This is a genomic window from Rossellomorea sp. FS2, from assembly GCF_047915635.1.
Taxonomy (GTDB): Bacteria; Bacillota; Bacilli; order Bacillales; family Bacillaceae_B; genus Rossellomorea; species Rossellomorea marisflavi_A.
Window position 1 is genome coordinate 123,566 of record NZ_JBLRVS010000005.1, and the last position, 24,643, is coordinate 148,208.

Consider the following 24,643-nt stretch of genomic DNA (forward strand, 5'->3'; position numbering starts at 1 on the left):
GCCAGGCACAAAAAGGCTAAAAGGTGCCAGGCACAAAAAGGCTAAAAGGTGCCAGGCACAAAATCCGCCATCCAACACCACCCCTCGACAAACCCCGCCAATCCACCCCACAACAACCCGCCCCAATCCCCAAATCCCCGCCACCAATCTACCATTTTCTACACCACCTCCACAATATTGACAAATAATTAAGAAAGTTTAAGCAGGAATACGAAAGGGAATGCAGAATATATACAACATAGCTTTATTTTTAAAGGAGGAGTTTACATGTTGAATTACAACATTCGTGGCGAGAACATTGAGGTAACTCCAGCTATTCGAGAGCACGTGGAGAAGAAGATCAGTAAGTTGGAGCGTTATTTCAATGAAACTCCTGATGCAAATGTGCACGTTAACTTGAAAGTCTATCCTGATAAAAATACGAAGACGGAAGTGACGATCCCGATGCCGAATCTGGTGCTTCGCGCGGAAGAGCGGAACACGGATATGTATGCGGCGATCGATTTAATAGTCGATAAGCTTGAGCGTCAGATCCGTAAGCATAAGACGCGGGTGAACCGCAAGATGCGTGAGAAGGGCAGTCCGAAGGAGTTCTTCGCGGCTCAGGAGGATCTTGGGAATGTGGCACCGAATGGGGTGGCAGAGCCTGAGGTGGATGAGCTCGAGGATGACACGGAAGTGGTGCGTACGAAGAATTTCAATTTGAAGCCGATGGACAGCGAGGAAGCGATCCTTCAGATGAATATGCTTGGGCACACGTTCTTCATCTTCACGGATGCGGAGACGAACGCAACGAATATCGTATACAAGCGTAGAGACGGCAAGTACGGCCTAATCGAAACGCATTAATGAATAGCCAAGGGTCCTGCGGTCTCACCAGACCGCAGGACCCTTTCCGTTTACGGGAAGGCGTCCGGCCCGCACGCTGAGCGGTGTAGAATGACACACTCAACATCGTGACGCACACTTAGTCCTGCACGGCATGAACTTCACTACCTATCATAAAGGAGGAACCCACTCATGACCTACTCCATCATCGCCCACGACCCCGAAACCCAGGAATGGGGCATTGCCGTCCAGTCCAAATTCCTGGCCGTCGGCTCTGTCGTCCCGTTTGCGAAAGCAGGCGTGGGCGCCATCGCCACCCAGTCCTATGCCAATACGGCTTATGGTCCCGAAGCACTCCGTCTCCTTGAAGAAGGGAAGACAGCAGAGGAAGCCTTGGAGATTATTACTAAAGACGATCCTGAACGCCATCTGCGCCAGGTAGGGATCATCGATGCCCATGGCAATTCGGCCACGTATACAGGAGAAGGCTGCTATGACTGGGCGGGAGGTATGACCGGGAAGCATGTGGCCGTTCAGGGGAATATCCTTGTGGACGAACAAACGGTACAGGCTATGCTTGATACCTTCGAAGCGACCAATGGCTCCCTTGCTGAAAGGCTTCTCACCGCCCTGAGTGCCGGACAGGATGCGGGTGGGGACTCGAGGGGGATGCAGTCTGCGGCCCTTCTCGTCGTAAAAGAAGAGGGCGGATACGGAGGATTCAATGATCGCTACATCGATCTGCGCGTGGACGACCATCCAACGCCAATCGAGGAGCTTCAACGGATTTTCCGCATGCACCAGCTCTACTTCAAACCGTCCGATTCCGGTAGGGTCGTCCTGATTGAAGGGACGCTCCGTGATGAATTGGACAGGGAACTCACGCGCTTAGGGTACAAGGACCCTCAGAAGTCGCTGAATCAGAGCCTGACGGATTATCTTCATACAGAGAACTTTGAGATGCGGGAGCAGGATGAAAGCTATATCGACCTCGATGTCCTCGATTTCATGAAAAATCAGGGACGCTGAGGAGACGGGAACCGGCCTGGAACAGGGGCTGGTTCTTTTTTCTTGCGTTAAAACGGTTTATAGTAAGGCTTACTTGTTATATAATGAATGTTTGTGTGAAGGTCGTGAACTATTTTGGAGGTAACAACAATGAATGAGGTAACAGAAATGAATACAGTTGGACGAAATGAACCTTGCCCATGCGGCAGCGGGAAAAAATATAAGAAATGTCATGGAAAAGAAAATGCCATCGATATCGATGCGCTGGTGAAGCAGGAGCTGGATGTGCTTCAGGCACAGGCGTATGATTTCATTGCGACGACGCAATCACCGCATATGGAGGAGCTATATCATCAGTATCTTTCCAAGATGGAACTGATGAAGGCCGATCCCGATATTTATGAGATGGCGTTTGTGAGCTGGTATGGGGTGACCCAGAAGGATGAGGAGGGACTCCGTCTCATCGACCGGTTCGTGGACAAGCAGACGGTGACCCGTCCACAGACGGCAGAACGTCTTGAGTCTTGGAAGAAGGTACGGATCACAGCAGGTAGCGTGGAGAAGGTCGATGACGAGACGCTTCGCGTGACGGAAGCCATCACGGGTGATGAGCTGTTGGTGAAGGAAGCGTTCGGACACATGGAAGAGGGCAGCTTCTTCCTTGGGCTTCTGCTGCCGAATGGCGACAGCTACATCCCGTTCGCTCAGTACTTCATCTATCCGATCATCGAGAAAGGGGCTTCGGAGATGGTGAAGATCCGCTTCGAGCAAGGCGAGTTTGACGACTTGCAAGAGTACCTTGCCGGGCAGTATCTTGAGCTTGCAGATGTCGGCTTCGTCCTGTATGGTGCAGAGAAACGCAAGGCTGCGAAAACGCCTGCCCCGACAGAAGAGAAAGAGGAGACGACGGGAGCCATCGAAGGCGTCGAGATCTGGAAGACCCCTGAGTACATAGAGGCCATCAAGGCCCTTCAGGATTACCTGGAGGAAAAAGGGGAGAACAAGAAAGAGAGCGCCCTTCTTGTTGCAGTACTGGAGAAGTATTTCTACACCGAGCGTCCGACGATCCGCAATCCGAAGATCTATTCAGGTGCCATGGTCGATATGGCGAAGAATATCGACGAGATCAGCATCCGTCACGTGCAGAAGGAGCTTGCCGAGCATTTCGACGTGTCGGCCAACAGCATCTCGAGACGGAGCAAGCAGATCTGGGAGAGCTATCAGGACACTGTGTACAGCATGCTGAAGGAACAAAAGGCTTAAGACATAAAAGGAGACCGCCCTTTCATTCAGAAGTGGCGGTCTTTTTACAAGGGTCCCATTTTCCCAATATGTTGTAACCCCCCTATGATAGTGGTAAGATTAGTAGGTATACGCATGAAGGAATTCAAGGACTCTGTCTCGAATAAGGATAGAGCACATTTCTCATGGGAATCTCATGTAAGACGTTTATAATGGATGAAGCCCTCACCGTAAACACAGATAAAGGAGCGTTTATGAATGCTTGGATTATTGAATAAAGTGTTTGATGGAAATAAAAGAGAAATCAAGAAGCTCGAAAAGCTTGCTGATCAAATAGAAGCCCTCGGTCCTGAAATGGAGCGCCTGACGGATGATCAAATCCGTGAGCGTACGGTCCGCTTCCAGGAGCGCTATCAAAAAGGGGAAACACTCGATGATATGCTCGTCGAGGCGTTTGCCGTTGTTCGTGAAGCGGCACGCCGTGTACTCGGTCTTTATCCGTATCGCGTCCAGCTCATGGGGGGTGCCGCCCTTCATGGAGGAAACATCTCCGAGATGAAAACCGGTGAAGGTAAAACATTGACGGCGACGATGCCGGTCTACCTGAATGCCATCACAGGCAAAGGCGTCCACGTGGTCACGGTCAATGAATACCTGGCCAGCCGTGATGCCGAAGAGATGGGCAGACTGTATGAGTTCCTCGGTCTTTCCGTTGGGTTGAACCTCAACTCCATGGGGAAAGAAGAGAAGCGCGAAGCATACAGCGCCGACATCACATACGGTACGAACAATGAATTCGGGTTCGACTACCTGCGTGATAACATGGTCCTTTACAAAGAGCAGATGGTACAGCGTCCACTTCACTTCGCCGTGATCGATGAGGTCGACTCCATCTTGATCGATGAAGCCCGTACGCCGCTTATCATCTCCGGAAACGCACAGCGCACGCCTCAACTCTACATCCAGGCGAACGCCGTCGTGCGCACCCTGAACAAAGAGGATGATTTTACGTATGATGAGAAGACGAAGAGCGTCCAGCTGACCGAAGACGGGATCAGCAAGGTCGAGAAGGCATTCCATATCGACAACCTCTTCGATATCACCCATGTCACCCTGAACCACCATATCACGCAAGCGCTGAAGGCTCATGTGAGCATGCACCGCGACGTGGACTATGTGGTACAGGAAGGCGAGATCATCATCGTCGATTCCTTCACGGGACGTCTGATGAAAGGACGCCGTTACAGCGACGGTCTTCACCAGTCTATCGAAGCGAAGGAAGGCCTGGAGATCCAGAACGAAAGCATGACCATGGCCACCATCACATTCCAGAACTACTTCCGTATGTACGAAAAGCTTTCCGGTATGACCGGTACGGCGAAGACGGAAGAAGAGGAATTCCGCAATATCTATAACATGAACGTCATCGTCATCCCGACGAATAAGGAAATCGTCCGTGATGACCGTGCCGATCTGATCTATGCGTCCATGGAAGGGAAATTCCTTGCAGTGGTCGAGGATATCAAAGAGCGTCATGAGAAGGGACAGCCGGTCCTCGTCGGTACAGTTGCCGTTGAGACATCTGAGCTCATCTCGAAGCTCCTGACGAAAAAAGGCGTTCGCCATAACGTCCTCAACGCGAAGAACCACGGTCGCGAGGCGGAAATCATCCTGGAAGCGGGACAACCTGGATCCGTTACGATTGCCACGAACATGGCCGGTCGTGGTACGGATATCAAACTGGGTGAAGGCGTCATCGAGCTTGGCGGACTGGCCGTCATCGGTACAGAACGTCATGAATCCCGCCGGATCGATAACCAGCTCCGTGGACGTTCCGGACGTCAAGGGGACCCGGGTGTCACCCAATTCTATCTCTCCATGGAAGATGAGCTGATGCGCCGCTTCGGCTCCGACAACATGAAGAGCATGATGGAGCGCCTCGGGATGGATGATACGCAGCCGATCCAAAGCAAGATGGTCAGCCGTGCCGTTGAGTCCGCCCAGAAACGGGTCGAGGGGAATAACTTCGATGCCCGTAAGCAGCTCCTTCAATATGATGATGTCCTTCGCCAGCAGCGTGAGATCATCTACAAGCAGCGTTATGAAGTCATCGACTCAGAAAACCTCCGCGACATCGTGGACGGCATGATCAAATCGGTCATTGAGCGTCAGGTGGCTGCCCATACGCAGGAAGAAGAGATGGAAAACTGGAACCTTCAAGGTCTCATTGATTACGTCAATGCGAACCTGCTCCCTGAAGGTGAAGTGAATGAAAACGAGCTACGTGGCAAAGAGCCGGAAGAGATCGTCGACATCATCTTCCAGGATGTCCACCACCAGCTCAATGAAAAAGAAGCCGAGATGTCTGAAGAACAGATGCGTGAGTTCGAGAAAGTCATCCTTCTCCGCGCTGTCGATCAAAAGTGGATCGATCATATCGATGCCATGGATCAGCTCAGACAAGGTATCCACCTCCGTGCGTACGGTCAGACCGATCCGCTTCGTGAATACCAGCATGAAGGATTCGCCATGTTCGAAAACATGATCATCTCCATCGAGGAAGATGTAGCGAAATACATCATGAAGGCTGAAATCAAAAACAACCTTGAGCGCCAGGAAGTGGCCAAAGGGCAGGCCGTCAACCCGAAGGAAGAAGGTGAGAAGGCGAAAAGGAAGCCCCTCCGCCGCAAAGAAAGCATCGGACGAAATGATCCATGCCCATGCGGAAGCGGGAAGAAATATAAGCATTGCCATGGGATAACCGGATAAGAGAAAACCTGCCTGGAGCCTTGCTCCGGGTACTTTTCTGAAAAGAAGGACCCAAATATTACTTGAGGTGAATAAAATGGAACATGCAGAAATTCGATCAGAGTTAGAAAAATCAGCTAAGACATTAGCGGACTTCAGGGGGTCTCTTTGACTTAGAAAACAAAGAGGCACGAATCCAGGAGCTCGATGAAATCATGGTCCAACCCGATTTTTGGGATGACCAGCAGAAAGCACAAGGCTTGATCAATGAAGGGAACGGCCTGAAAGATCTCGTGAATGAATACAAGGCACTCCTTGAATCTCATGAGAATCTCGAGCTGACCCTCGAACTATTGAAAGAAGAGCCGGATGCAGAGCTTCAACAGGAGCTTGAAGGCGAGCTTGAAGAGCTCATCACCCGTTTGAACGACTACGAACTTCAGCTTCTACTCAGTGAAGAACATGATAAGAACAATGCCATCCTCGAGCTTCATCCGGGTGCTGGTGGTACCGAGTCACAGGACTGGGGCTCCATGCTTCTCCGTATGTACACGCGCTGGGCAGAGAAACGCGGATTCAAAGTGGAAACCCTGGATTATCTTCCAGGCGATGAAGCCGGAATCAAGAGCGTCACGCTCAGCATCAAGGGGCATAACGCCTACGGCTATCTGAAAGCGGAAAAAGGCGTTCACCGTCTGGTCCGTATCTCGCCGTTCGATTCGTCAGGCCGCCGTCACACGTCCTTCGTGTCATGTGAGGTCATGCCGGAGTTCAATGAAGAAATCAACATTGAAATCCGTACCGAGGATCTGAAGATCGATACGTACCGTGCAAGTGGTGCCGGTGGTCAGCATATCAATACGACCGACTCCGCTGTGCGGATCACGCATCTTCCGACGAACGTCGTCGTGACCTGCCAGTCCGAGCGTTCACAGATCAAGAACCGTGAATCAGCCATGAAGATGCTGAAAGCGAAGCTTTATCAGCGCAGGATCGAAGAGCAGGAGCAAGAGCTTGCCGAGATCCGCGGAGAGCAGAAAGAGATCGGCTGGGGAAGCCAGATCCGTTCGTACGTATTCCATCCGTACTCCATGGTGAAAGATCACCGTACGAATACGGAATCAGGAAATGTGCAAGGGGTCATGGACGGAGATCTTGATCCGTTCATCAACGCGTACCTGCGTTCGAAAATCCAATAAGACTGAGGCCGGTCCCAAAACGGGATCGGCCTTTTTTCATCCCGCTGCACTACCACTTTAATACGGCATTGGACTGTCATTTACACCGCTCCGACCCCATGCTATACTCTCAAAGGTTGATATGGAGGGGATCCATCCCCTGCATGTAAAGCGTTCAGAGTACTCATACTAACGTAACGGATAAAAAGGAGTCGGAGATACATGGTACTGAAGGGGAGAAGGCGGGATTTGGATCCCGTCCGTGAGAAATGGCTTGAATATGTATTTGTGATCATCGGCTCGGCCATCGTGGCCATTGCCTTCAACGTGTTTCTACTGCCGAATGAAGTAGCCTCCGGCGGGGTGAGCGGAATTTCCACGATCCTGAAAGGGGTCCTTGACTGGAAGCCTGCCTACGTGCAATGGGCGTTCAATATTCCCTTATTCATTGCCGGATTGATTTTCCTCGGTCTTCAGTTCGGTGTTAAAACAGCGATTGGAACCATTTTTCTTCCATTAGTCGTCTTCTTAACGGAGGACTGGGAACCGTGGACCACGGATCCGCTCCTGGGTGCACTTTTTGGTGGAATCGGAGTCGGGTTAGGTTTAGGAATCGTCTTCAGGGGGAAAGCATCTACTGGAGGGACCGATCTGGCAGCTCAGATCGTCAATAAGTTTACCGGTCTTTCCCTTGGTACATGTGTAGCCCTCATCGACGGGATGATCGTCCTTTCGGCGGCCATCGTCTTCGATATCGAGCGTGGTCTCTACGCCCTCATCGGACTATACGTGACAAGCAAGACCATCGACCTCGTCCAAGTCGGCATCAGCCGGTCGAAGATGGCGCTGGTCATTACGAACAAACAGGAAGAGATCCGTGAAGGGATCCTGCATAAGATTGATCGCGGTGTGACAAAACTATCAGCATACGGTGGTTATACCGATGATGAACGCCCGATCCTTATGGTCGTCGTCGATCAAACGGAATTCACAAAACTGAAACAACTGGTTAAAACCATTGATCCATCAGCATTTGTCGTCACCATGGATGCTTCAGAGGTCCTCGGGGAAGGTTTCAAACGGGTCTAACGCTGGTATAATGATCGTATAATGGGGAAGTGAACCTCACTAAATTATTCCTAGGGGGAGAATGGATGAAGAAGAAACTCATTGGTGCCCTCCTTGGCGCTTCACTTGTCCTCGCTGCTTGTGGCAATGACGAAAGTACGGAAACAAGTACCGGTCAGGTAGATCCCGAGAAGATCGTAAACAACAAGTGTACAAGCTGTCATGGTGGCAACCTTGAAGGCGGCATGGGTCCGGCCCTCAATAACGTAGGCGAAAGGCTCAGTAAGGATGAAATCCTTCACGTCATTGAAAATGGAAAAGGCCAAATGCCGAAGAACCTGATAAAAGGTGAAGAGGCGGATGCCGTTGCCGAGTGGCTTTCCAACAAAAAATAACGCAACATCAAGAAGGATCCCCAGTGGATTCTTCTTACCCCAATCCTTTCTTTAAGATTAGATTACAAACCTCGAAACAACTTGACCTCCCCTATTATTCGTCAGAATATTCCCTTTTTTATAACCAACTCTACTATAGTAAACCTCTTATCTATCAACGTTTATCCCCTTAACCCCTTCAGGTATCATGATCAGTCATTATTACCAGGTACTAGTTAATTCCTCCTATCAAACTCATGAAAACCCTTCAAAAACCACGTGAAAAAAGGGATATATTACACATTTACCCTTTTCTTGAAACGAAACTGTAATAATTTTTTTCCTTAACATCGAAAGAAGTGATGTTATAATAATTTTCGGGAGCACGATTCGAGTTTTTTCACCAAAATGGGAGAACAGAACAGAATCATCCCTGCGTGTACATATGACCGACAGCCAAGAGGGGAACTACATAAAAAATTAGGTGATTGAATGATCGAAATGAAAGACGTATATAAGCAGTACTCCAATGGGGTCATGGCTGCGAACGGGTTCAACGTCAACATCAAACAAGGAGAGTTTGTTTATGTCGTCGGACCAAGTGGGGCCGGTAAGTCGACCTTCATTAAGATGATGTACCGCGAAGAGAAACCGACCAAGGGCGATATCGTCGTAAACGGTATTAATCTGGCGAAGCTGAAAAATGGTAGGGTTCCATTCCTCAGAAGGAATGTCGGAGTGGTCTTCCAGGACTTCAAACTGCTTCCAAAGATGAACGTATACGAGAATGTAGCCTTCGCATTAGAAGTAATCGAAGAGCACCCTAAGAACATCAAGAAGCGTGTGATGGAAGTGTTGGATCTCGTGGGACTCAAACACAAGGCAAGGATGCTGCCGGATGAATTGTCCGGAGGGGAACAGCAAAGGGTATCGATTGCACGATCCATCGTCAACACCCCGCAGCTGGTCATTGCCGATGAGCCGACCGGGAACCTCGATCCGGAGACCTCTTGGGACATCATGAATATATTTGAAGAAATCAGCAACCGTGGGACTACGGTCATCATGGCTACTCATAACCGGGAAATCGTAAATACAATCAAGCACCGTGTCATTGCCATCGAAAACGGCAGGATCGTGCGAGACGAACAGCGAGGTGACTACGGTTATGAAAGCTAGAACGTATGGCCGGCATTTCAGGGAAAGTTTCAAGAGTATCGGACGTAACGGCTGGATGACCTTTGCATCGGTCAGTGCAGTGACGGTGACGCTCCTGTTGGTAGGAGTATTCGTCGTACTGATGCTCAATATGAACAAAGTCGCGACAGATATCGAGAAAGACGTAGAAGTACGGGTACTCCTTGATATCGGGACGACAAAAGAACAGTCACAGGAAATCAATGATAAGATTGAAAAACTCAACGGAGTGGAATCGATCGAGTATTCTTCCAAAGAAGATGAACTCAAGAACCTTGTCAAGGATATGGGAGATGACTTCCGACTCTTTGAACAGGATAATCCACTATCCGATGTATATGTAGTAAAAGCGACCAACCCAGTCGAAACCGGTAAAATCGCAAAAGAGATCAGCACGTATGATCACGTCGATGAAGCCTTGTACGGGGAAGCGAAAGTAGAGAAGTTATTCAATGTATTGGAAATGAGCAGGAACGTGGGGCTCGTCCTCATCATCGGACTACTATTCACGGCGATGTTCCTCATCTCGAATACCATCAAGATTACGATTGTTGCCAGAAGAAGAGAAATCGAGATAATGAAACTGGTCGGTGCAACCAACTGGTTCGTACGCTGGCCATTCATACTGGAAGGGCTTTGGCTCGGAATCCTCGGTTCTATTATCCCGATTGCTCTTGTTACATCAGGCTATTACTACGCATATGAGTTTATTAAACCAAAACTACAAGGTCACTTTATTCAGGTATTAGATTTTACCCCGTTCATCTACCAGGTAAACGGATTGATCCTATTGATGGGTTGTCTCATCGGGGCATGGGGAAGCTTCATGTCCGTACGTAAATTCTTGAGAGTGTAAAATTTGATAGGTTGATAGAAGCTGAAAGGAGCATGCCGCTTGAACAGGAAGTATTTCGTCTCATTATCCATCGCAGCAGTATTGACAATCGGAGGTCTTGGCACCTCTGCAAGCGCCCACTCTTCAGTGGACGATCTGAAGAAGCAACAGGATGACGTTTCTTCAAAGAAAGAGGAAGTCAACGGTAAAATCGATTCAAAGAAGTCTGAGATCAATGATAACATCAGCAAACAGAAAGATATCCAAGAGCAGATCGATGTCCTTGGTAAACAGCTGAATGATACAGAGTCAAAAATCAAAGACAAAGAGAAAGAAATCGATGATACGACCGCCGAAATCAATAAGCTAAAAGAAGAGATTGAGGTATTGAAACAGAAGATCGAAGAGCGTAATGAACTTCTGAAAGAGCGTGCGCGTGCCATCCAGGAAAAAGGCGGCTCAGCCAACTATGTAGACGTCCTTCTTGGAGCTGATAGCTTCGGAGACTTCGTCAACCGTGTAACAGCAGTCAACACAATTGTAAGTGCGGACAAAAAGATCATGGACGAGCAAAAACGTGATCAAGCAGAACTTGAAAAGAAACAAAAACAGGTAGAAGAGAAGCTTGCATCCCTTGAAAAGGATAAAGCGAGCCTTCAAACCTTGAAAAAAGAACTGGACAGCCAAAAAGCTGAAAAAGCTTCATTGTTCAAGCAGCTTGAAAAACAACAGAAATCATTGGAAGTTGAAAAAGCTGACCTTCAACAAGAATCAGATGAGCTTTCCAAGCGTGAAAAGAGCATCGAAGGTGAAATCCAGGCTGAACAAGAGCGTCTTGCAGAACTTGCTCGTAAGCAAGAAGAAGAGCGTAAGCGTCAGGAAGCTGAAGCAGCCAAGAAACGTGCAGCAGAGCAGGCAGCAGCTCAGTCAAGTGCAAGCAGCAGCTCATCATCTGCATCAGCCTCTTCAGCACCAGCTAAATCGGCTGCAGCCGCACCAGCAGTTAGCTCAGGCGCATGGACTCGTCCGGCATCTGGAGCTATCACAACAAACTTTGGTACAGATATCCTGAACGGCAAGCCACGTATGCACTGGGGTATCGATGTTGCCGCCCGCGGAAGTGTTCCGATCGTTGCAGCCGCTGATGGAATCGTCATCCGCAGCGAGTACAGCTCAAGCTACGGTAACGTTGTGTACATGACTCACTCCATCAACGGTAAAACCTTCACGACTGTATATGCTCATATGTCTTCTGCACTTGTGGGTAATGGTCAATCGGTCAAAAAAGGACAGCAGATCGGATACATGGGTGACACAGGTTACTCATTCGGTCAGCATCTGCACTTCGAGCTTCACGCAGGACCTTGGAACGCAGCGAAATCCAATGCTGTCAACCCGCGTCAATACATCAACTTCTAATTTTAATTCCCAAGCATCCCTTCCAATCGGAGGGGGTGTTTTTTTATGCTTTTTTTCGGGTATCTTCCAGGCTTCCCTACTAATACGTACGCAAAAACCCCCTGAAAGTTTCACTCTTTTAAAAAGAATTCCTCATTCATTTCATCATTACGTAAGGATAATAACGGAACATGAGTTAAATACTAGATAACTAACTTAACTATTATTAATTTAATATTATGAATTCATAATATATGTTTGACAATGATTATAAACATTCATTAGAATGAATAAATACCCCCTCGCAGCTAGGTTATTTTCTTTCAATTTCAAAAAGTCTCACTGGCTGCCTCAAGGCGCCGGTCTGCGTTTTCTGCTATATGTGCAGAGTTCGTGTTTTACAGTTTCAAAGGAGGATTCATCATCGTGGAAGCAAACATTCATCAAGAGCAGTCAACGGAGTTCAGAAAGAAGCATCCTCCTGGACTTTATCTTCTATTTGCAACAGAAGCGTGGGAACGATTCAGTTATTATGGGATGAGGGCCATCCTTGTTCTTTATCTTACTGCTACAGCCGTCAACGGAGGATTGGGCACCGATAAGACGACCGCCATCAGTTTGTACGGTACATTCACCTCTGCGGTATATCTCACCCCGATCATCGGGGGTTATCTGACGGACCGGTTCCTGCCACGGCGGACGGCCATCACCATCGGTGGAGTCCTCATGGCACTCGGGAACTTCTCGATCTTCCTTCATCAAAGCATGGGGGCCCTTTACTTGGGTCTTGCCCTTTTGATCATCGGTAATGGATTCTTCAAGCCGAATATCTCGACCATCGTCGGCGAACTTTATCATATCAATGACCCGAAACGGGATGGCGCGTTCACCATCTTCTACATGGGTGTAAACCTGGGGGCGTTCGTCGCGCCACTTGTGGTCGGTCTCATGGACTACAGATATGGTTTCCTGACAGCCGCGATCGGTATGGTCGTCGGTCAGGTGCTATTCAATGCGCTGGGGAACAAATACCTTGGGGATATCGGTAAAGAATCAGCCAAGAAAGTACAGCAGCACACACAGGCCGTCAGCAAGGCACCCCTGACGAAGCAGGAAGTGCGCCGTACGATTGCTATCGTCATCCTGGCCGTGATCACCATCGCGTTCTGGACGGCATTTGAGCAGGCAGGAAGCTCACTTACCTTGTTCACAGAAGAAAACATCGACCGCCATCTCGGGGATTTCATTATTCCGACAGAATGGTTCCAGTCACTGAACTCACTGTTCATCATGTTGCTGGCACCGGTCATGTCCATGCTGTGGTTCAAGCTTTCCCAGACGAAAAACGGTGATTTCAAGACGCCGACTAAAATGGGAATGGGTCTTATCACCGTTGGACTCGGATTCCTTGTCCTGATCCCGGCTGTTGTGATGGTCGGCGATGATTCACAGGTGAGGGTGAACATGCTGTTCATGGTTTTCACCTACTTCCTTCATACATTGGCGGAACTGATGATTTCACCTGTCGGTCTATCCATGGTCAGCAGACTGTCTCCGCTCAAATTGACGTCGGTACTCATGGGCGTATGGCTTGCAAGTTCTGCCGTAGCCAATAAGCTGGCAAGTGTACTCGCCACTTATACCCAGTCTCTTGGATATTTCGATATCTTCGGTTTGATCGGGATCGTCACGATTGTCCTTGGGGTCATCGTCCTTTTCGTATCAAAACCGATTGCGAAGTTGATGGAGTAGCCTCAAGTAGTTGCTTGTACCTGCTAAAGAGTGGTCACAGAGTGAAAAAATGTCTATTTTAGAACATATATGAACTCTCTGTTTTCAAGCATTACGTTTTCTAGTATAATTGTTTTAATACCTAGTAATAGGAAAGCCAGCCAGCGAATTTCTTCGATAAAGGCAAACCGGTTGAAAGGCCGGGACGCAAAGCCACGGGTCTAAGGTTTGGAAAAACTACGATCGCCGGGTTACCGAAAAGGAATGACCATTAAATGCCAAGCATTTAATCCTGCCATTCTTTTTTGGCAGGCTTTTTTTATGGTACATACGATTTTCATTTGCGAGGTGAAAACATGGAAACGCTCAAGGCACATGAAGCTAGAAGGCTACTGAAGAGCTTCTGCAGAAGAAGCCGCACCACCCTCAAGCAAACCTATCTTGGTAACTACTCAGCAGAACAGGTCAGCGACATCCTTGTCCAAACGCTCGAATTGAAAGAAGTCAAACGGATTGTACAAGATATCCGCCTCATCGACCAGAGGGGAGGAAACTCGACCTCTTACTTGATCCTGATTCTGGATGCCCTGAAGGAATACTTGGAAAATGAAGATTCGCTGGTTCATTGATGACTGATGGACCTGTGCAGATGGACCCGTTCTCTTAGTGGAAGGGGTCTTTTTCATGTGCGAAGCAGGGTGGTTGCATTTCATAAAATGATGTGGTTTAATATAGTCATACGTTATAAAACGTAATGATTACGATTTGTTGATTCGACGAATATAAGAAGTAGAGGTGAAGACATGGCCAAGAAGTCAAAAGTGGTCAAAGAAAAGAAACGCCGTGAAATGGTGGAAAGATACGCGGAACTCCGCAGGGAATTGAAAGAAAAGGGAGATTTTGCGGCCCTTGCCAAGCTGCCGAGGGATTCATCCCCCACCAGGCTCAAAAGCCGTTGTGAAGTGACCGGCAGACCGCGGGCGTATATGAGGAAATTCAACATGTCACGGATTGCCTTCCGGGAATATGCACATAAGGGTCAGATCCCTGGCGTCAAAAAATCAAGCTGGTAAGGAGGAAGAAACATGAAAACGAACATACATCCAGAGTATCGAGAGGTCCTGTTCATGGATACAAACAGCGGATTCACCTTCCTGACAGGCTCAACAAAACAGTCGAATGAAACCATGGAGTGGGAAGACGGGAAAACCTATCCACTCTTGAAGGTAGAAATCAGCTCTGACAGTCACCCATTCTATACCGGCAGGGAAAAATTCACCGACAGGGATGGACGCGCAGAACGATTCATGAAAAAATACAATATGAAGTAAGGACGATCGGAGTGGTTGGGATGAATGAGCATTTAATGGAAATCATCGGAAGGGAAATCGTGGCGGCATTGCCGGCACCGGAGAGAAGCATGTATGAGTTCGTCACGGCCCTGGAGGATGAATATGCGAGCATGTCTGCCACATCAGAGGAGTTCATGCAGCTCCTGGTCAAACATGCCCCTCACAGGCAGGCAGCAGCCCATTTCAGCCTGTCATTCGGTGAATTCATCCAGACGATGAGAAGGATTGAAGAGACAATCAATCATGAAATGGATCGTCGGCTCAGCCGCATGACCTGGATCGATTGCACAGACCGATTCAACAAGGGGGATACCCAATACTTTTATTTCTCCATGGAACCTGAGGAAAAGTAAAATCCCTTTCTATATGGTTTAAATCGGAATGATTTTGTTTTAAATATTATTTCATCCCGCCACAACCCAACGTACGTTCACAAAAAGATCCCATTCATGGGATCTTTTTGCGTTGATCCGGGTTGATTTTTCGCCTCCATCTGTAATAATTCATATGAGGGGCAAGCTAGGGATATCTTCATGCTAAAGGAGGAGTCCCCATGTCTGCCGAAATACAACCGATTACGCCAGAAGAGCTGCTGGACCTACTGAAGTTGAATGAAAGGGATCATGTAGCCGACCTTGGCTGTGGCACAGGGTTTCTGACGATTCCGATTGCGCGCATCGTGAATACAGATGTGCATGCCGTCGATCTCGATCGGGGAGCCCTTGAAGAACTGAAGAGGCGCGCAGATGAAATGCGGGTAGAAAACATCTTATATGAACATATGTCACTTGAATACATCCATTTTTCACAGAACACGCTTCATAAGGTCATTACGAGATTCGTGCTGCATGAGTTGCCGAACCTCGTCAAAGTGATCCAGGATCTCAGGGATATGCTCCGGGATGACGGTCTGTGGCTGATCATTGAAACGGAAGCGCTCCCACAGGAGGACCGCCTTCCTTCCGATGATCTGATGAGGAAGCTTCAGTCGGCGGGTTATGAAGTGGAAAAAGGCTATTTGAGAGAGACCATTTACTATTTGATTGCCAGAAAGGCTGTGCGGAGGCCCGGCCTATAAAGGAAGGGATCATATGAACAAACGAATACTATCATTGGCACTCGTCGGTGTCCTGATCGCCATCTTCCTGGTGAATTTTGTCCGGCATCAGCAGGATCAGAAGGAAAAGGAAGCAGCAGCCCAGCTTGCGAGTGAATCCATGGATCTGTCCGATGTGGAGAAGGGGCTTTCAAAAGGCGATCAGCCCCCGGATTTCACCTTGACCACACTGGAGGGAAAAGAAGTGCGCCTCTCGGATTACAAGGGACAGAAGGTCATCTTGAACTTCTGGGCGACGTGGTGTCCTCCCTGCAAGGCTGAGATGCCCCATATGGAGGAATATTATCAGGAAGAACCCGACGCAGAGATCTTGGCCGTGAATCTCACGTCTCAGGAGCATGTGGACGGTGCGGCGCAAAAGTTCGTGGACGGATACAAGATCACCTTCCCGGTGCTTCTTGATGAAGACGGAGCCGTCTGGGATGCCTACAGCATCATTACGATTCCGACCACATTCATGATCGACTCCAAAGGGATCATCCAGCACAAGATCCTTGGCCCGATGAATCAGGAAATGATGAAAGAGATGGTAGAAGGCATGAATTGAACCTCTTTTCTTCTCGGAATCTTCTGAATATGGTACACTCTTCTACATACCTATTTTCGTAGAGAGAGGATGGCCACAAGATGAATTTCACCACCAAGGTCGTACATAGCCAGCTGAAAGGAACAGAAGAAATCAAAAGTAAAACAACACCGATCTATCAAACATCCGCCTTTTCCTTTTCCTCACTGGAGGAACTGGAAGGGTTCTATGAAGGGAAATCACCTTATCTATATACAAGGACAGGGAATCCCAATCCTGATGAATTGGGTGGTCTTGTAGCAGCCCTTGAAGGGGCACCGGCGGGAGTCGCTGCTTCATCCGGGTTATCTGCGATCCTCGTTGGGATCCTGTCTGTCGTCCAGGCGGGGGACCATATCATCGCTGCTGAAGATCTATACGGCGGTACCTTCCATATGCTGAAGGAAGAGCTTGCCGGCTTCGGCATCTCTACTTCATTCGTGGACTTCACCGATCGCGAGGCGGTTAAGTCGGCGATTACGGACTCGACAAAGCTGCTCTACAGTGAAACGGTCACGAATCCGTTCATGCGGGTCGAGGATATCCCGGCCATGGTGGAAATGGCCAAAGAATACGGGCTTACGACGATGATCGACAATACGTTTGCGACCCCGTTCCTCCGTAAGCCTTTCACTGAAGGCATTGATATCGTTGCCCACAGCGCAACGAAGTACATAGGCGGACATAGCGACGTCACAGCAGGTGTTGTGACCGGAAGGCAGGATCTGGTGGATAAGGTGAGGGCAAAGATCGTCAACCTTGGTGCCAACCTCAGCCCGTTTGAAGCATGGCTCACATGCCGGGGAGCGAAGACCCTTGCCCTCCGTATGGAAAGGCAGGCCCTGAATGCCGAACTTCTTGCCGTCGAACTCAGGAGGCACGAATGGGTCAAACACGTCTACTATCCTAATAATCTATCTGAAAAAGGTCACGGAGCCATCGTCACCATCGAGCTTGAACCATCTGCCGATATGAGTACCTTCTTTAAGTCCCTTGGGTGGATCAAGATCATTCCGTCCCTTGCCGGGGTTGAAACGACTGTTTCTTATCCGTTGGGTACATCTCACAGGTCCCTGCCGGAGGAAGCACAGAAGAAGCTCGGGATCAATACGCATGTGGTCCGCATCTCACTTGGGATCGAAGACCCCGAAGACATCAAATCCCAAATGCTTTCAGCCATCAGCAAATGCCATGAAATCTAAAAAAGAACAAGCCATGAAACCAGCCGTGACAGGCGTCAATGGGTAATAAGACAAAAAATTCTAAAAATACCCTTGACTCCCGGCATGGCAACCCTTTATAATTCATGCTAACGAACACTTACAACTTAATGCTCTTATCCAGAGAGGTGGAGGGACTAGGCCCGATGAAACCCGGCAACCTTCATGTGCATACTTGCCATGAAAAGGTGCTAATTCCTGCAGGCGCATTGCCTGAAAGATAAGAGGAGGACCCTATTCAATTAGACCCTCTTCTTAGGAAGGGGGTTTTTATTTTTGCCCCTTTTCAGCCCCGACCATCATCCATCACAGATCAAACCCGACCATTAAAACAAACACTCAGGAGGAATGTACCATGACGAATTCATTCGATTTTGACACACTTTTGCTTCACGGAGGACAGGAAGCGGATCCTGCGACGGGATCGCGCGCGGTGCCGATCTATCAGACTACGTCGTATGTGTTTGACAGCAGCGAGCACGCAGCGAAGCTTTTCGGACTGGAAGAGCCGGGGAACATCTATACGCGGATCATGAATCCGACAGTAGACGTTCTTGAAAAACGCCTGGCCCTTCTTGAAGGCGGCATCGGAGCCCTCGGGGTATCATCGGGCATGGCGGCCATCTCCCTCTCGATCTTGAATATCGCAGGAGCCGGGGACGAGATCGTAGCTGCGACGAATCTGTACGGAGGCACCTATAATCTCTTCTCCACCACCCTGCCGAAATACGGCATCACCGTGCGCTTCGTCGACCCGACGGATCCGGAAAACTTCCGGAGTGCCATCAATGAGAAGACAAAGGCCGTATTCGCCGAAACGATCGGCAATCCGAGCCTTCATGTCCTGGATATCGAAGCGGTCGCCAAAGTGGCCCATGACCATCAGATCCCGCTTATCATCGATAACACATTTGCCACACCGTATGTGACGAGGCCCATTGAATGGGGGGCAGATATCGTCATCCATTCGGCCACCAAGTGGATCGGCGGTCACGGGACCGCGATCGGAGGTGTCGTCATCGACGGAGGGAAGTTCGATTGGAACAACAAGAAGTTCCCTGGATTCATCGAAGAGGACCGCAGCTACAATGGCCTCCGCTATGCGCAGGATGTGGGGGCAGCCGCGTTCATCACCAAGCTCAGGGTCCAGCTGCTGCGTGACCTTGGTGCCTGCCTGAGTCCGCAGAATGCCTTCCTCCTCCTGCAGGGACTGGAGACGCTTCACCTCCGCATCGAACGTCATACAGAGAATGCACGGAAAATCGCCGAGCATCTTGAATCCCATGAAGGGGTTGCGTGGGTTTCCTATCCTGGCCTCCCTTCACACCCGTCCCACAGCCTTGCCAAGAAATACTTGAAGAACGGTGCGGGCTCCATCGTCGTCTTCGGCATCAAAGGTGGCCGCGATTCGGGACGCAAGGTGGTAGACAATATTTCATTATGGTCCCATGTGGCCAACGTAGGGGATGCGAAGTCCCTGATCATCCACCCCGCCTCCACGACCCATCAGCAGCTGAACGATGAGGAGATCAGGGCAACGGGCGTAACGGAAGACCTTGTCAGGCTGTCTGTCGGCCTGGAATCGGCAAAGGATCTGATCTCTTCCCTGGATGAAGCCATCGAGAAGGCGCGAGAAACGTCAAACGTGTGAAGGAGGCGGAGGAATGAGTAGCGATACGACACCATATGAATTGAACACCGTCACCCTTCCGTCCCTTGTCCTTGAAAATGGAGAAACCCTCCGACATGTAAAGTTGCCCTACGAACGCACGGGAAATCAATCAGGTCCCGTCATCCTTGTCTGCCATGCCCTCACCGGCACCCATATCGTGAAAGGGACGAGTGAAGACAGGGGATGGTGGGACGGCTTGATCGGTGCCGGCTCCTACATCGATACCAACCGCTACAACGTCATCGCCTTCAACGTCCTCGGGGGCTGCGAGGGGGCAACGGGTCCCGCATCCGAAAATCCAGGCACCGGCAGGCGGTACGGCTCCCGTTTCCCGACCATCACGATCCGGGATATGGTGAATGCCCAGTACCTGGCCCTCCGGGAGCTTGCTATCACCAACGTGGAAGCCGTTGTTGGAGGATCCCTCGGGGGAATGCAGGCCCTGGAATGGGGCATCCTGCATCCACGCTTCATGAAAAAGATCTTCGCCCTCGCCGTCACGCCTGCACTGAACGATTATGGCCTCGCCTTCAATCATATCGGGATCACAGCCATCGAGCAGGATCCTGATTTCAACGGAGGAGACTATCCTCCCGGCACCAGGCTGAAGGGGCTTGAAGTGGCGCGCATGGTGGGGATGGTCACCTACCGCACATCTGAATTATTCGATCATCGATTCCAACGGCAGGAGAAGGAAGGCGTCTATAACGTGGAGAGCTACCTGGACTATCAGGGTGTGAAGCTCGGAAGGCGTTTTGACCCCAACAGCTATCTGACCCTCTTGAAGGCGATGAACTCACATGACCTCCAGAGGGGGCGCGATCACGATCCCGCTGACTCCTTTTATCCGGAACTAATTGCCATCAGCTACGAAGGAGATCTCGTGTATCCATCTGCCTCCCTGGAAGCATTCGCTCGCTCCGTGCCGAAGGGAAGGCATTATTTCATCCCGACGAAGTTCGGCCATGATGGATTCTTGGTTGAGTTCGAGAAATGGGGAGGTCTCCTGTCTTCCCATCTTGAAGAAAACAAGCCCCTTGTTTCAAGGGTGAAATGATCATAACTTGTCCCCCGTCATCATATAGTGGAATAAGCAAAGACATCGCACCGCTGACCAGCGCGTTCTTGTGCGGTGTCTTTTTCTATGAAGAGGCGGGGGGAGACGTATGAACAGGAAGGGCCAGAAGCTCATGACCATCACACTCAGCATGCTTGTGGGGGCGGGAGCCATGTATGGGGGACTGGAATGGACGGGCAGTCCCGATGAAACTGCGGAACTGGATCAGAGCGCGAATGATAAGCTCCATAAGGTGGAGGTCGCCTATGACCTCATCAGCGATAAATTCTTCCAGGACGTCGATAAATCGGAGCTGGTGGAAGGAGCCATCCAGGGCATGCTCGAAACGCTCGATGATCCGTATTCCGTCTATATGAACGCGGCAACCGCAGCGCAGTTCAATGACGCATTGGATTCTTCCTTCGAAGGGATCGGAGCTGAAATCACGATTCTTGACGGGAAGCTCGTAATCGTCGCGCCATTTAAAAATTCACCTGCAGAAAAAGCGGGCCTCAAGCCGAATGATGAAATCATCTCCGTGAACGGGGAGAGCATCAAGGGACTCAATCTGTTTGAGTCCACTTTGAAGATCCGAGGCAAAAAAGGGACCGAAGTCAAGCTCGGCATCAAGAGGGAAGGCTTGTCTGAACCTCTCATCATCGGGGTCAAACGGGACGACATCCCGGTTGAAACCGTCCACTCCGACGTAAAGAAAGTGGACGGAAAGGAGATGGGCTACATCCAGATCACGACGTTCTCCGAGAATACGGCGAAGGACTTCAAGAAACAGCTCAAAGAGCTTGAAGGGAAGGATCTCGGGGGTCTGGTCATCGACGTCCGTGGAAATCCAGGCGGCCTGTTGTCATCCGTCAATGAAATCCTCAAGGAGTTCGTGACGAAAGATAAGCCGTTCGTCCAGATCCAGGAGCGGAGCGGTGAAGTGATGAAGAGCTTCTCCGATAAAGAGAAGAAAAAAGCCTACCCGGTGGTGGTCCTCATCGATGAAGGAAGTGCGTCCGCTTCCGAAATCCTAGCCGGTGCCCTGAAGGAAACGGAAGGCTATCCATTGATCGGTACGAAGAGCTTCGGGAAGGGAACCGTCCAGCAGGCCGTGCCGATGGGGGATGGAAGCAACATCAAGCTGACCATGTTCAAGTGGCTGACGCCGGACGGCAACTGGATCCATAAGAAAGGGATCAAACCGGATATCCCGGTCAGGCAGCCTGCCTATTTTTACGCCCATCCGCTTCAAGTGGAAGAACCGCTGAAGGCCGAGATGAATAATGAACAGGTGAAGAACGCCCAAGAAATGCTCCAGGGCCTCGGATATGAGATCGACCGGACCGACGGGTACTACAGCAAGAAGACCGAAGCGGCCGTAAAGCAATTCCAGAAGAAAAATGAAATGAAAGCAACCGGGACCATCACGCCTGATACGGCTGAAAAACTTCAGTCGGACATCTATGAAGCTGTCAAAGATGAAGAGAACGATACCCAGCTGCAGGCGGCACTTGAATACATCCAGCGTTCGAATCGATAGGGAGGAAGGACTGCGGGCCATGGCCTGCAGTCCTTTTTTGGTGATGAGCGCCTTTTCTTTCGCAAAAGAGGAACCGATTCTATCAATCCTCACTATTATAGAAAGAGAACTAGTTTACTAGAAGACAATCATGGTCTGCAAGAGTGCAGCCTCGATTACTAGAAAGGAGCAAGATGATGTTTACATTGACAGATCAAGTGGCGATCGTCACTGGAGGAGGCAGGGGTCTCGGGCGCGAGATGGCACTCGCTCTAGCAGAGGCAGGTGCACATGTAGTGGTATGTTCAAGGAATCTGCCGGCTTGCGATGCCACAGCGAAGGAAATCGAAGCGCTGGGGGTACGGTCCCTCGCCATGGCATGCGATGTCACCAATAAAGCATCGGTCACATCCGTGGTCGAAAAGACATTGGACGTCTTCGGGAAAATCGATATCCTCATCAACAACAGCGGCACATCGTGGGCTGGTCCGATGGTGGATATTCCAGAGGATAAGTGGGACAAAGTCATGGAAGTGAATGTGAAAGGGGCTTTTTTATTTTCCCAGGCAGTCGCACCGTCCATGATGGCCCGCAAGGCAGGGAAAATCATCAATATCGCTTCCGTCTCGGGATTCGGGGGGACGAGCCCCCTTGTGATGGACACCCTTCCCTACAACACGAGCAAAGGTGCCGTCATGACCCTCACAAAAGATCTCGCCGTGAAGCTGGCGTATCACAATATCCAAGTGAACGCCATCGCACCGGGATTCTTCCCGACCAAGATCACGAAAGAGCTCTTTGCTAAGCAAGGCGATCAAATTCGGAAGTTCATCCCGGCAAGACGATTCGGTGAAGGCGATGACCTGAGAGGCGCAGCCGTGTTTCTTTCATCAAGGGCATCAAACTACATGAACGGCCATATCCTCGTCGTCGACGGCGGCATCCAGGCCATGGCATAAGGAGGAAAGGAAAATGGAAGCACTTTATGAGCAACTGAAACTGACAGGGAGGGAGTGGGAATATGCCGCAAATCAGCTGATCAAATCAGAACTCGATCAGCCTGAGGTAGTGGAAATGGCAAAGAACTGGATGGTCCTGGCCGACTTGATCATCACCTTCATCCGCAAGATCATCGACTGGCTCTTCCCGCAGTTCGTCCGGTCAGAGGGGGAACTGTAATGGAAAGGAAAACCGAGAAAGACAGATGGATGGGTTTTTTCGAAACCTTGACAAGAAAAGAAGAATGGAAACCTCATCACCCGCGGAATGCCATCCAGGAAATCGGCAGGGCCACCCTATGGCATTATCCGTCGGTAGATAGGAACGGGGCACTCCCGATCTTGATGGTCTACTCCCATATCAATAAGCCAAGCATACTTGACCTTACGGAACAGCATAGCATGATCGGAGAGTTCCTGAGAAATGGCTATGACGTATTCCTCCTCGACTTCGGGATACCGGATGAGCGGGACAAGGATACAGGTCTTGAATCCTATCTCTTCGATTATATCGATGGAGCCGTGAAGACGGTATTACAGCATCAACAAACCGGCCGGCTGACGCTTGCGGGCTTCTGCCTCGGCGGAACCCTTGCAGCTCTTTATGCAGCCCTCTACCCGGACCGCATCCATAACCTTCTCTTATTTGTGACCCCCATCGATTTCAACCAGCTGCCGGACTTCCGGGAGTGGATCAAAGCCATCCAATCTGGGGACATCGATCCGGCTGTCCTTGCACCGGTCACAGGCATCATCCCTGCCGAACAGATCCGCTACGGGATGCGCCTCATCACGGCACCCGTCTACTATTCCCCGTATCTGTCCCTCCTCAACCGCGGATACGACCCTGCCTACACGGAGCACTGGTACCGATTCAATCAGTGGACTAATGACCACATCCCGATGACGGGGGCGTTCCTCCGTGATCTGCTTCATTACTTCATTAAGCAAAATGCCATAATGAACGGAGGCATGACACTCAGGGGGAGGGAAATCAATCCCGCAACGATTCAATCGAATCTTTATATGGTTTGTTCAAAGTTTGATCAGATGGTACCGGCTGCGATCAGTTATCCACTGATGGAGCTTGCTTCAAGTGAGGAGAAACAGTTCATCGAGGTTCCAGGGGGGCACGCGAGCCTTATCAAGGATGGGGTGTCTCCCCGTCTTATGGACTGGCTGAAAGAGCATTCGTAGAAAGGAGGTGCATTATGTATCCGTATGAATATTTAGGGTTTGGTTATTTTGTGTTTAGGGAGACTGTGAAGAGTATTTGGTATTGATGGTGATTTTATATGAATGAAAGAGTGGAAAGGGACCGTTCCTTTCCGCTACGGGCGCTTGCTTTCTGCGGGGAGGAATCGATATTCTCAGCTGGAATCAAGCGTCTTTTTTCAATGCACTCTGTGATTTATATATGGAAGAAAAGGTTTATAACGCAGTATGAGTGGTGAATCCCTATGTATAGTAGTGAGAGGTTGAAAAGAGACCGTTCCTTTTCGCTGCAGGCGCTTGCTTTCCAGTGGGGAGGGTGTC

At 49.9% G+C, this 24,643-nt stretch carries 24 protein-coding genes and 2 riboswitches; all 24 genes read left to right on the forward strand.

Features of this window, described 5'->3' with window-relative positions:
- The first annotated feature begins 267 nt into the window (after positions 1–267).
- The 24 genes from hpf (at position 268) to ACNA6I_RS17160 (ending at position 24,304) form a co-directional block, all read left to right on the forward strand.
- Entirely contained in the window at positions 268–849 is a 582-nt protein-coding gene (gene hpf / locus ACNA6I_RS17045) for a ribosome hibernation-promoting factor, HPF/YfiA family (RefSeq protein WP_048006637.1), read from the forward strand.
- 171 nt (positions 850–1,020) lie between these two features.
- Complete coding sequence (locus tag ACNA6I_RS17050; RefSeq protein WP_416313828.1) at positions 1,021–1,857, forward strand: DUF1028 domain-containing protein; 837 nt, start codon at positions 1,021–1,023, stop codon at positions 1,855–1,857.
- 129 nt (positions 1,858–1,986) lie between these two features.
- Positions 1,987–3,099 carry a YecA family protein gene (locus ACNA6I_RS17055; protein ID WP_048006639.1) on the forward strand — a complete coding sequence of 371 codons (1,113 nt, stop codon included), beginning with the start codon at positions 1,987–1,989 and terminating at the stop codon, positions 3,097–3,099.
- Positions 3,100–3,336: 237 nt separating this feature from the next.
- Positions 3,337–5,847: a preprotein translocase subunit SecA gene (secA, locus tag ACNA6I_RS17060; RefSeq protein ID WP_416313829.1), complete on the forward strand. Its 2,511-nt coding sequence runs from the start codon at positions 3,337–3,339 to the stop codon at positions 5,845–5,847.
- Positions 5,848–5,923: 76 nt separating this feature from the next.
- Positions 5,924–7,025 (forward strand): peptide chain release factor 2 gene (gene prfB, locus ACNA6I_RS17065; protein ID WP_148796310.1). Its coding sequence is split into 2 segments (ribosomal slippage): positions 5,924–5,995 and positions 5,997–7,025, totalling 1,101 coding nucleotides; the frame shifts between segments, so codons are not numbered across the junction.
- A gap of 201 nt (positions 7,026–7,226) precedes the next feature.
- Complete coding sequence (locus ACNA6I_RS17070) at positions 7,227–8,093, forward strand: YitT family protein (protein ID WP_048006642.1); 867 nt, start codon at positions 7,227–7,229, stop codon at positions 8,091–8,093.
- Between the two features lie 65 nt (positions 8,094–8,158).
- A complete protein-coding gene (gene cccB, locus ACNA6I_RS17075) occupies positions 8,159–8,467 on the forward strand; it encodes a cytochrome c551 (protein ID WP_048006643.1) in 309 nt (102 codons plus the stop codon).
- A gap of 471 nt (positions 8,468–8,938) precedes the next feature.
- The gene (ftsE, locus tag ACNA6I_RS17080) at positions 8,939–9,625 is read left to right on the forward strand and encodes a cell division ATP-binding protein FtsE (protein WP_048006644.1); all 687 of its coding nucleotides are present in this window, start codon (positions 8,939–8,941) and stop codon (positions 9,623–9,625) included.
- Positions 9,615–10,499: a permease-like cell division protein FtsX gene (gene ftsX, locus ACNA6I_RS17085; protein ID WP_416313830.1), complete on the forward strand. Its 885-nt coding sequence runs from the start codon at positions 9,615–9,617 to the stop codon at positions 10,497–10,499. The genes ftsE and ftsX overlap by 11 nt, the downstream gene beginning before the upstream one ends.
- 39 nt (positions 10,500–10,538) lie before the next feature.
- A complete protein-coding gene (locus ACNA6I_RS17090) occupies positions 10,539–11,897 on the forward strand; it encodes a murein hydrolase activator EnvC family protein (protein WP_416313831.1) in 1,359 nt (452 codons plus the stop codon).
- Between the two features lie 405 nt (positions 11,898–12,302).
- Positions 12,303–13,628: a peptide MFS transporter gene (locus ACNA6I_RS17095; RefSeq protein ID WP_416313832.1), complete on the forward strand. Its 1,326-nt coding sequence runs from the start codon at positions 12,303–12,305 to the stop codon at positions 13,626–13,628.
- Positions 13,629–13,779: 151 nt separating this feature from the next.
- Positions 13,780–13,866: riboswitch (cyclic di-GMP riboswitch) on the forward strand.
- A 97-nt stretch (positions 13,867–13,963) separates the two neighbouring features.
- Positions 13,964–14,236 carry a hypothetical protein gene (locus tag ACNA6I_RS17100; protein WP_048006648.1) on the forward strand — a complete coding sequence of 91 codons (273 nt, stop codon included), beginning with the start codon at positions 13,964–13,966 and terminating at the stop codon, positions 14,234–14,236.
- Between the two features lie 174 nt (positions 14,237–14,410).
- Positions 14,411–14,680, forward strand: a complete 270-nt coding sequence (gene rpsN / locus ACNA6I_RS17105; protein ID WP_048006649.1) for a 30S ribosomal protein S14 — start codon at positions 14,411–14,413, stop codon at positions 14,678–14,680.
- 12 nt (positions 14,681–14,692) lie between these two features.
- On the forward strand, positions 14,693–14,938 hold the full coding sequence (locus tag ACNA6I_RS17110) for a type B 50S ribosomal protein L31 (protein ID WP_048016172.1): 246 nt from the start codon (positions 14,693–14,695) through the stop codon (positions 14,936–14,938).
- A 20-nt stretch (positions 14,939–14,958) separates the two neighbouring features.
- Complete coding sequence (locus ACNA6I_RS17115; RefSeq protein ID WP_048006651.1) at positions 14,959–15,312, forward strand: hypothetical protein; 354 nt, start codon at positions 14,959–14,961, stop codon at positions 15,310–15,312.
- A gap of 200 nt (positions 15,313–15,512) precedes the next feature.
- Positions 15,513–16,037 (forward strand): class I SAM-dependent methyltransferase, encoded by a 525-nt coding sequence (locus ACNA6I_RS17120; protein WP_370294435.1) that lies wholly within the window; start codon positions 15,513–15,515, stop codon positions 16,035–16,037.
- Positions 16,038–16,050: 13 nt separating this feature from the next.
- Positions 16,051–16,623 carry a peroxiredoxin family protein gene (locus tag ACNA6I_RS17125; RefSeq protein ID WP_416313833.1) on the forward strand — a complete coding sequence of 191 codons (573 nt, stop codon included), beginning with the start codon at positions 16,051–16,053 and terminating at the stop codon, positions 16,621–16,623.
- Between the two features lie 80 nt (positions 16,624–16,703).
- On the forward strand, positions 16,704–17,843 hold the full coding sequence (locus ACNA6I_RS17130) for a trans-sulfuration enzyme family protein (RefSeq protein ID WP_416313834.1): 1,140 nt from the start codon (positions 16,704–16,706) through the stop codon (positions 17,841–17,843).
- Positions 17,844–17,974: 131 nt separating this feature from the next.
- A riboswitch (SAM riboswitch) is annotated at positions 17,975–18,088 on the forward strand.
- A 128-nt stretch (positions 18,089–18,216) separates the two neighbouring features.
- Positions 18,217–19,512: an O-acetylhomoserine aminocarboxypropyltransferase/cysteine synthase family protein gene (locus ACNA6I_RS17135; protein WP_048006655.1), complete on the forward strand. Its 1,296-nt coding sequence runs from the start codon at positions 18,217–18,219 to the stop codon at positions 19,510–19,512.
- A 13-nt stretch (positions 19,513–19,525) separates the two neighbouring features.
- Entirely contained in the window at positions 19,526–20,590 is a 1,065-nt protein-coding gene (gene metX, locus ACNA6I_RS17140; protein ID WP_367258084.1) for a homoserine O-acetyltransferase MetX, read from the forward strand.
- Between the two features lie 109 nt (positions 20,591–20,699).
- Positions 20,700–22,130 (forward strand): S41 family peptidase, encoded by a 1,431-nt coding sequence (locus ACNA6I_RS17145; protein WP_416313835.1) that lies wholly within the window; start codon positions 20,700–20,702, stop codon positions 22,128–22,130.
- A 173-nt stretch (positions 22,131–22,303) separates the two neighbouring features.
- On the forward strand, positions 22,304–23,068 hold the full coding sequence (locus tag ACNA6I_RS17150) for a glucose 1-dehydrogenase (protein WP_048013439.1): 765 nt from the start codon (positions 22,304–22,306) through the stop codon (positions 23,066–23,068).
- Positions 23,069–23,081: 13 nt separating this feature from the next.
- Positions 23,082–23,288 carry a hypothetical protein gene (locus ACNA6I_RS17155; RefSeq protein WP_048016177.1) on the forward strand — a complete coding sequence of 69 codons (207 nt, stop codon included), beginning with the start codon at positions 23,082–23,084 and terminating at the stop codon, positions 23,286–23,288.
- Positions 23,288–24,304: an alpha/beta fold hydrolase gene (locus tag ACNA6I_RS17160; RefSeq protein ID WP_416313836.1), complete on the forward strand. Its 1,017-nt coding sequence runs from the start codon at positions 23,288–23,290 to the stop codon at positions 24,302–24,304. Before ACNA6I_RS17155 ends, ACNA6I_RS17160 begins: the two co-directional genes overlap by 1 nt.
- Positions 24,305–24,643 lie beyond the last annotated feature (339 nt).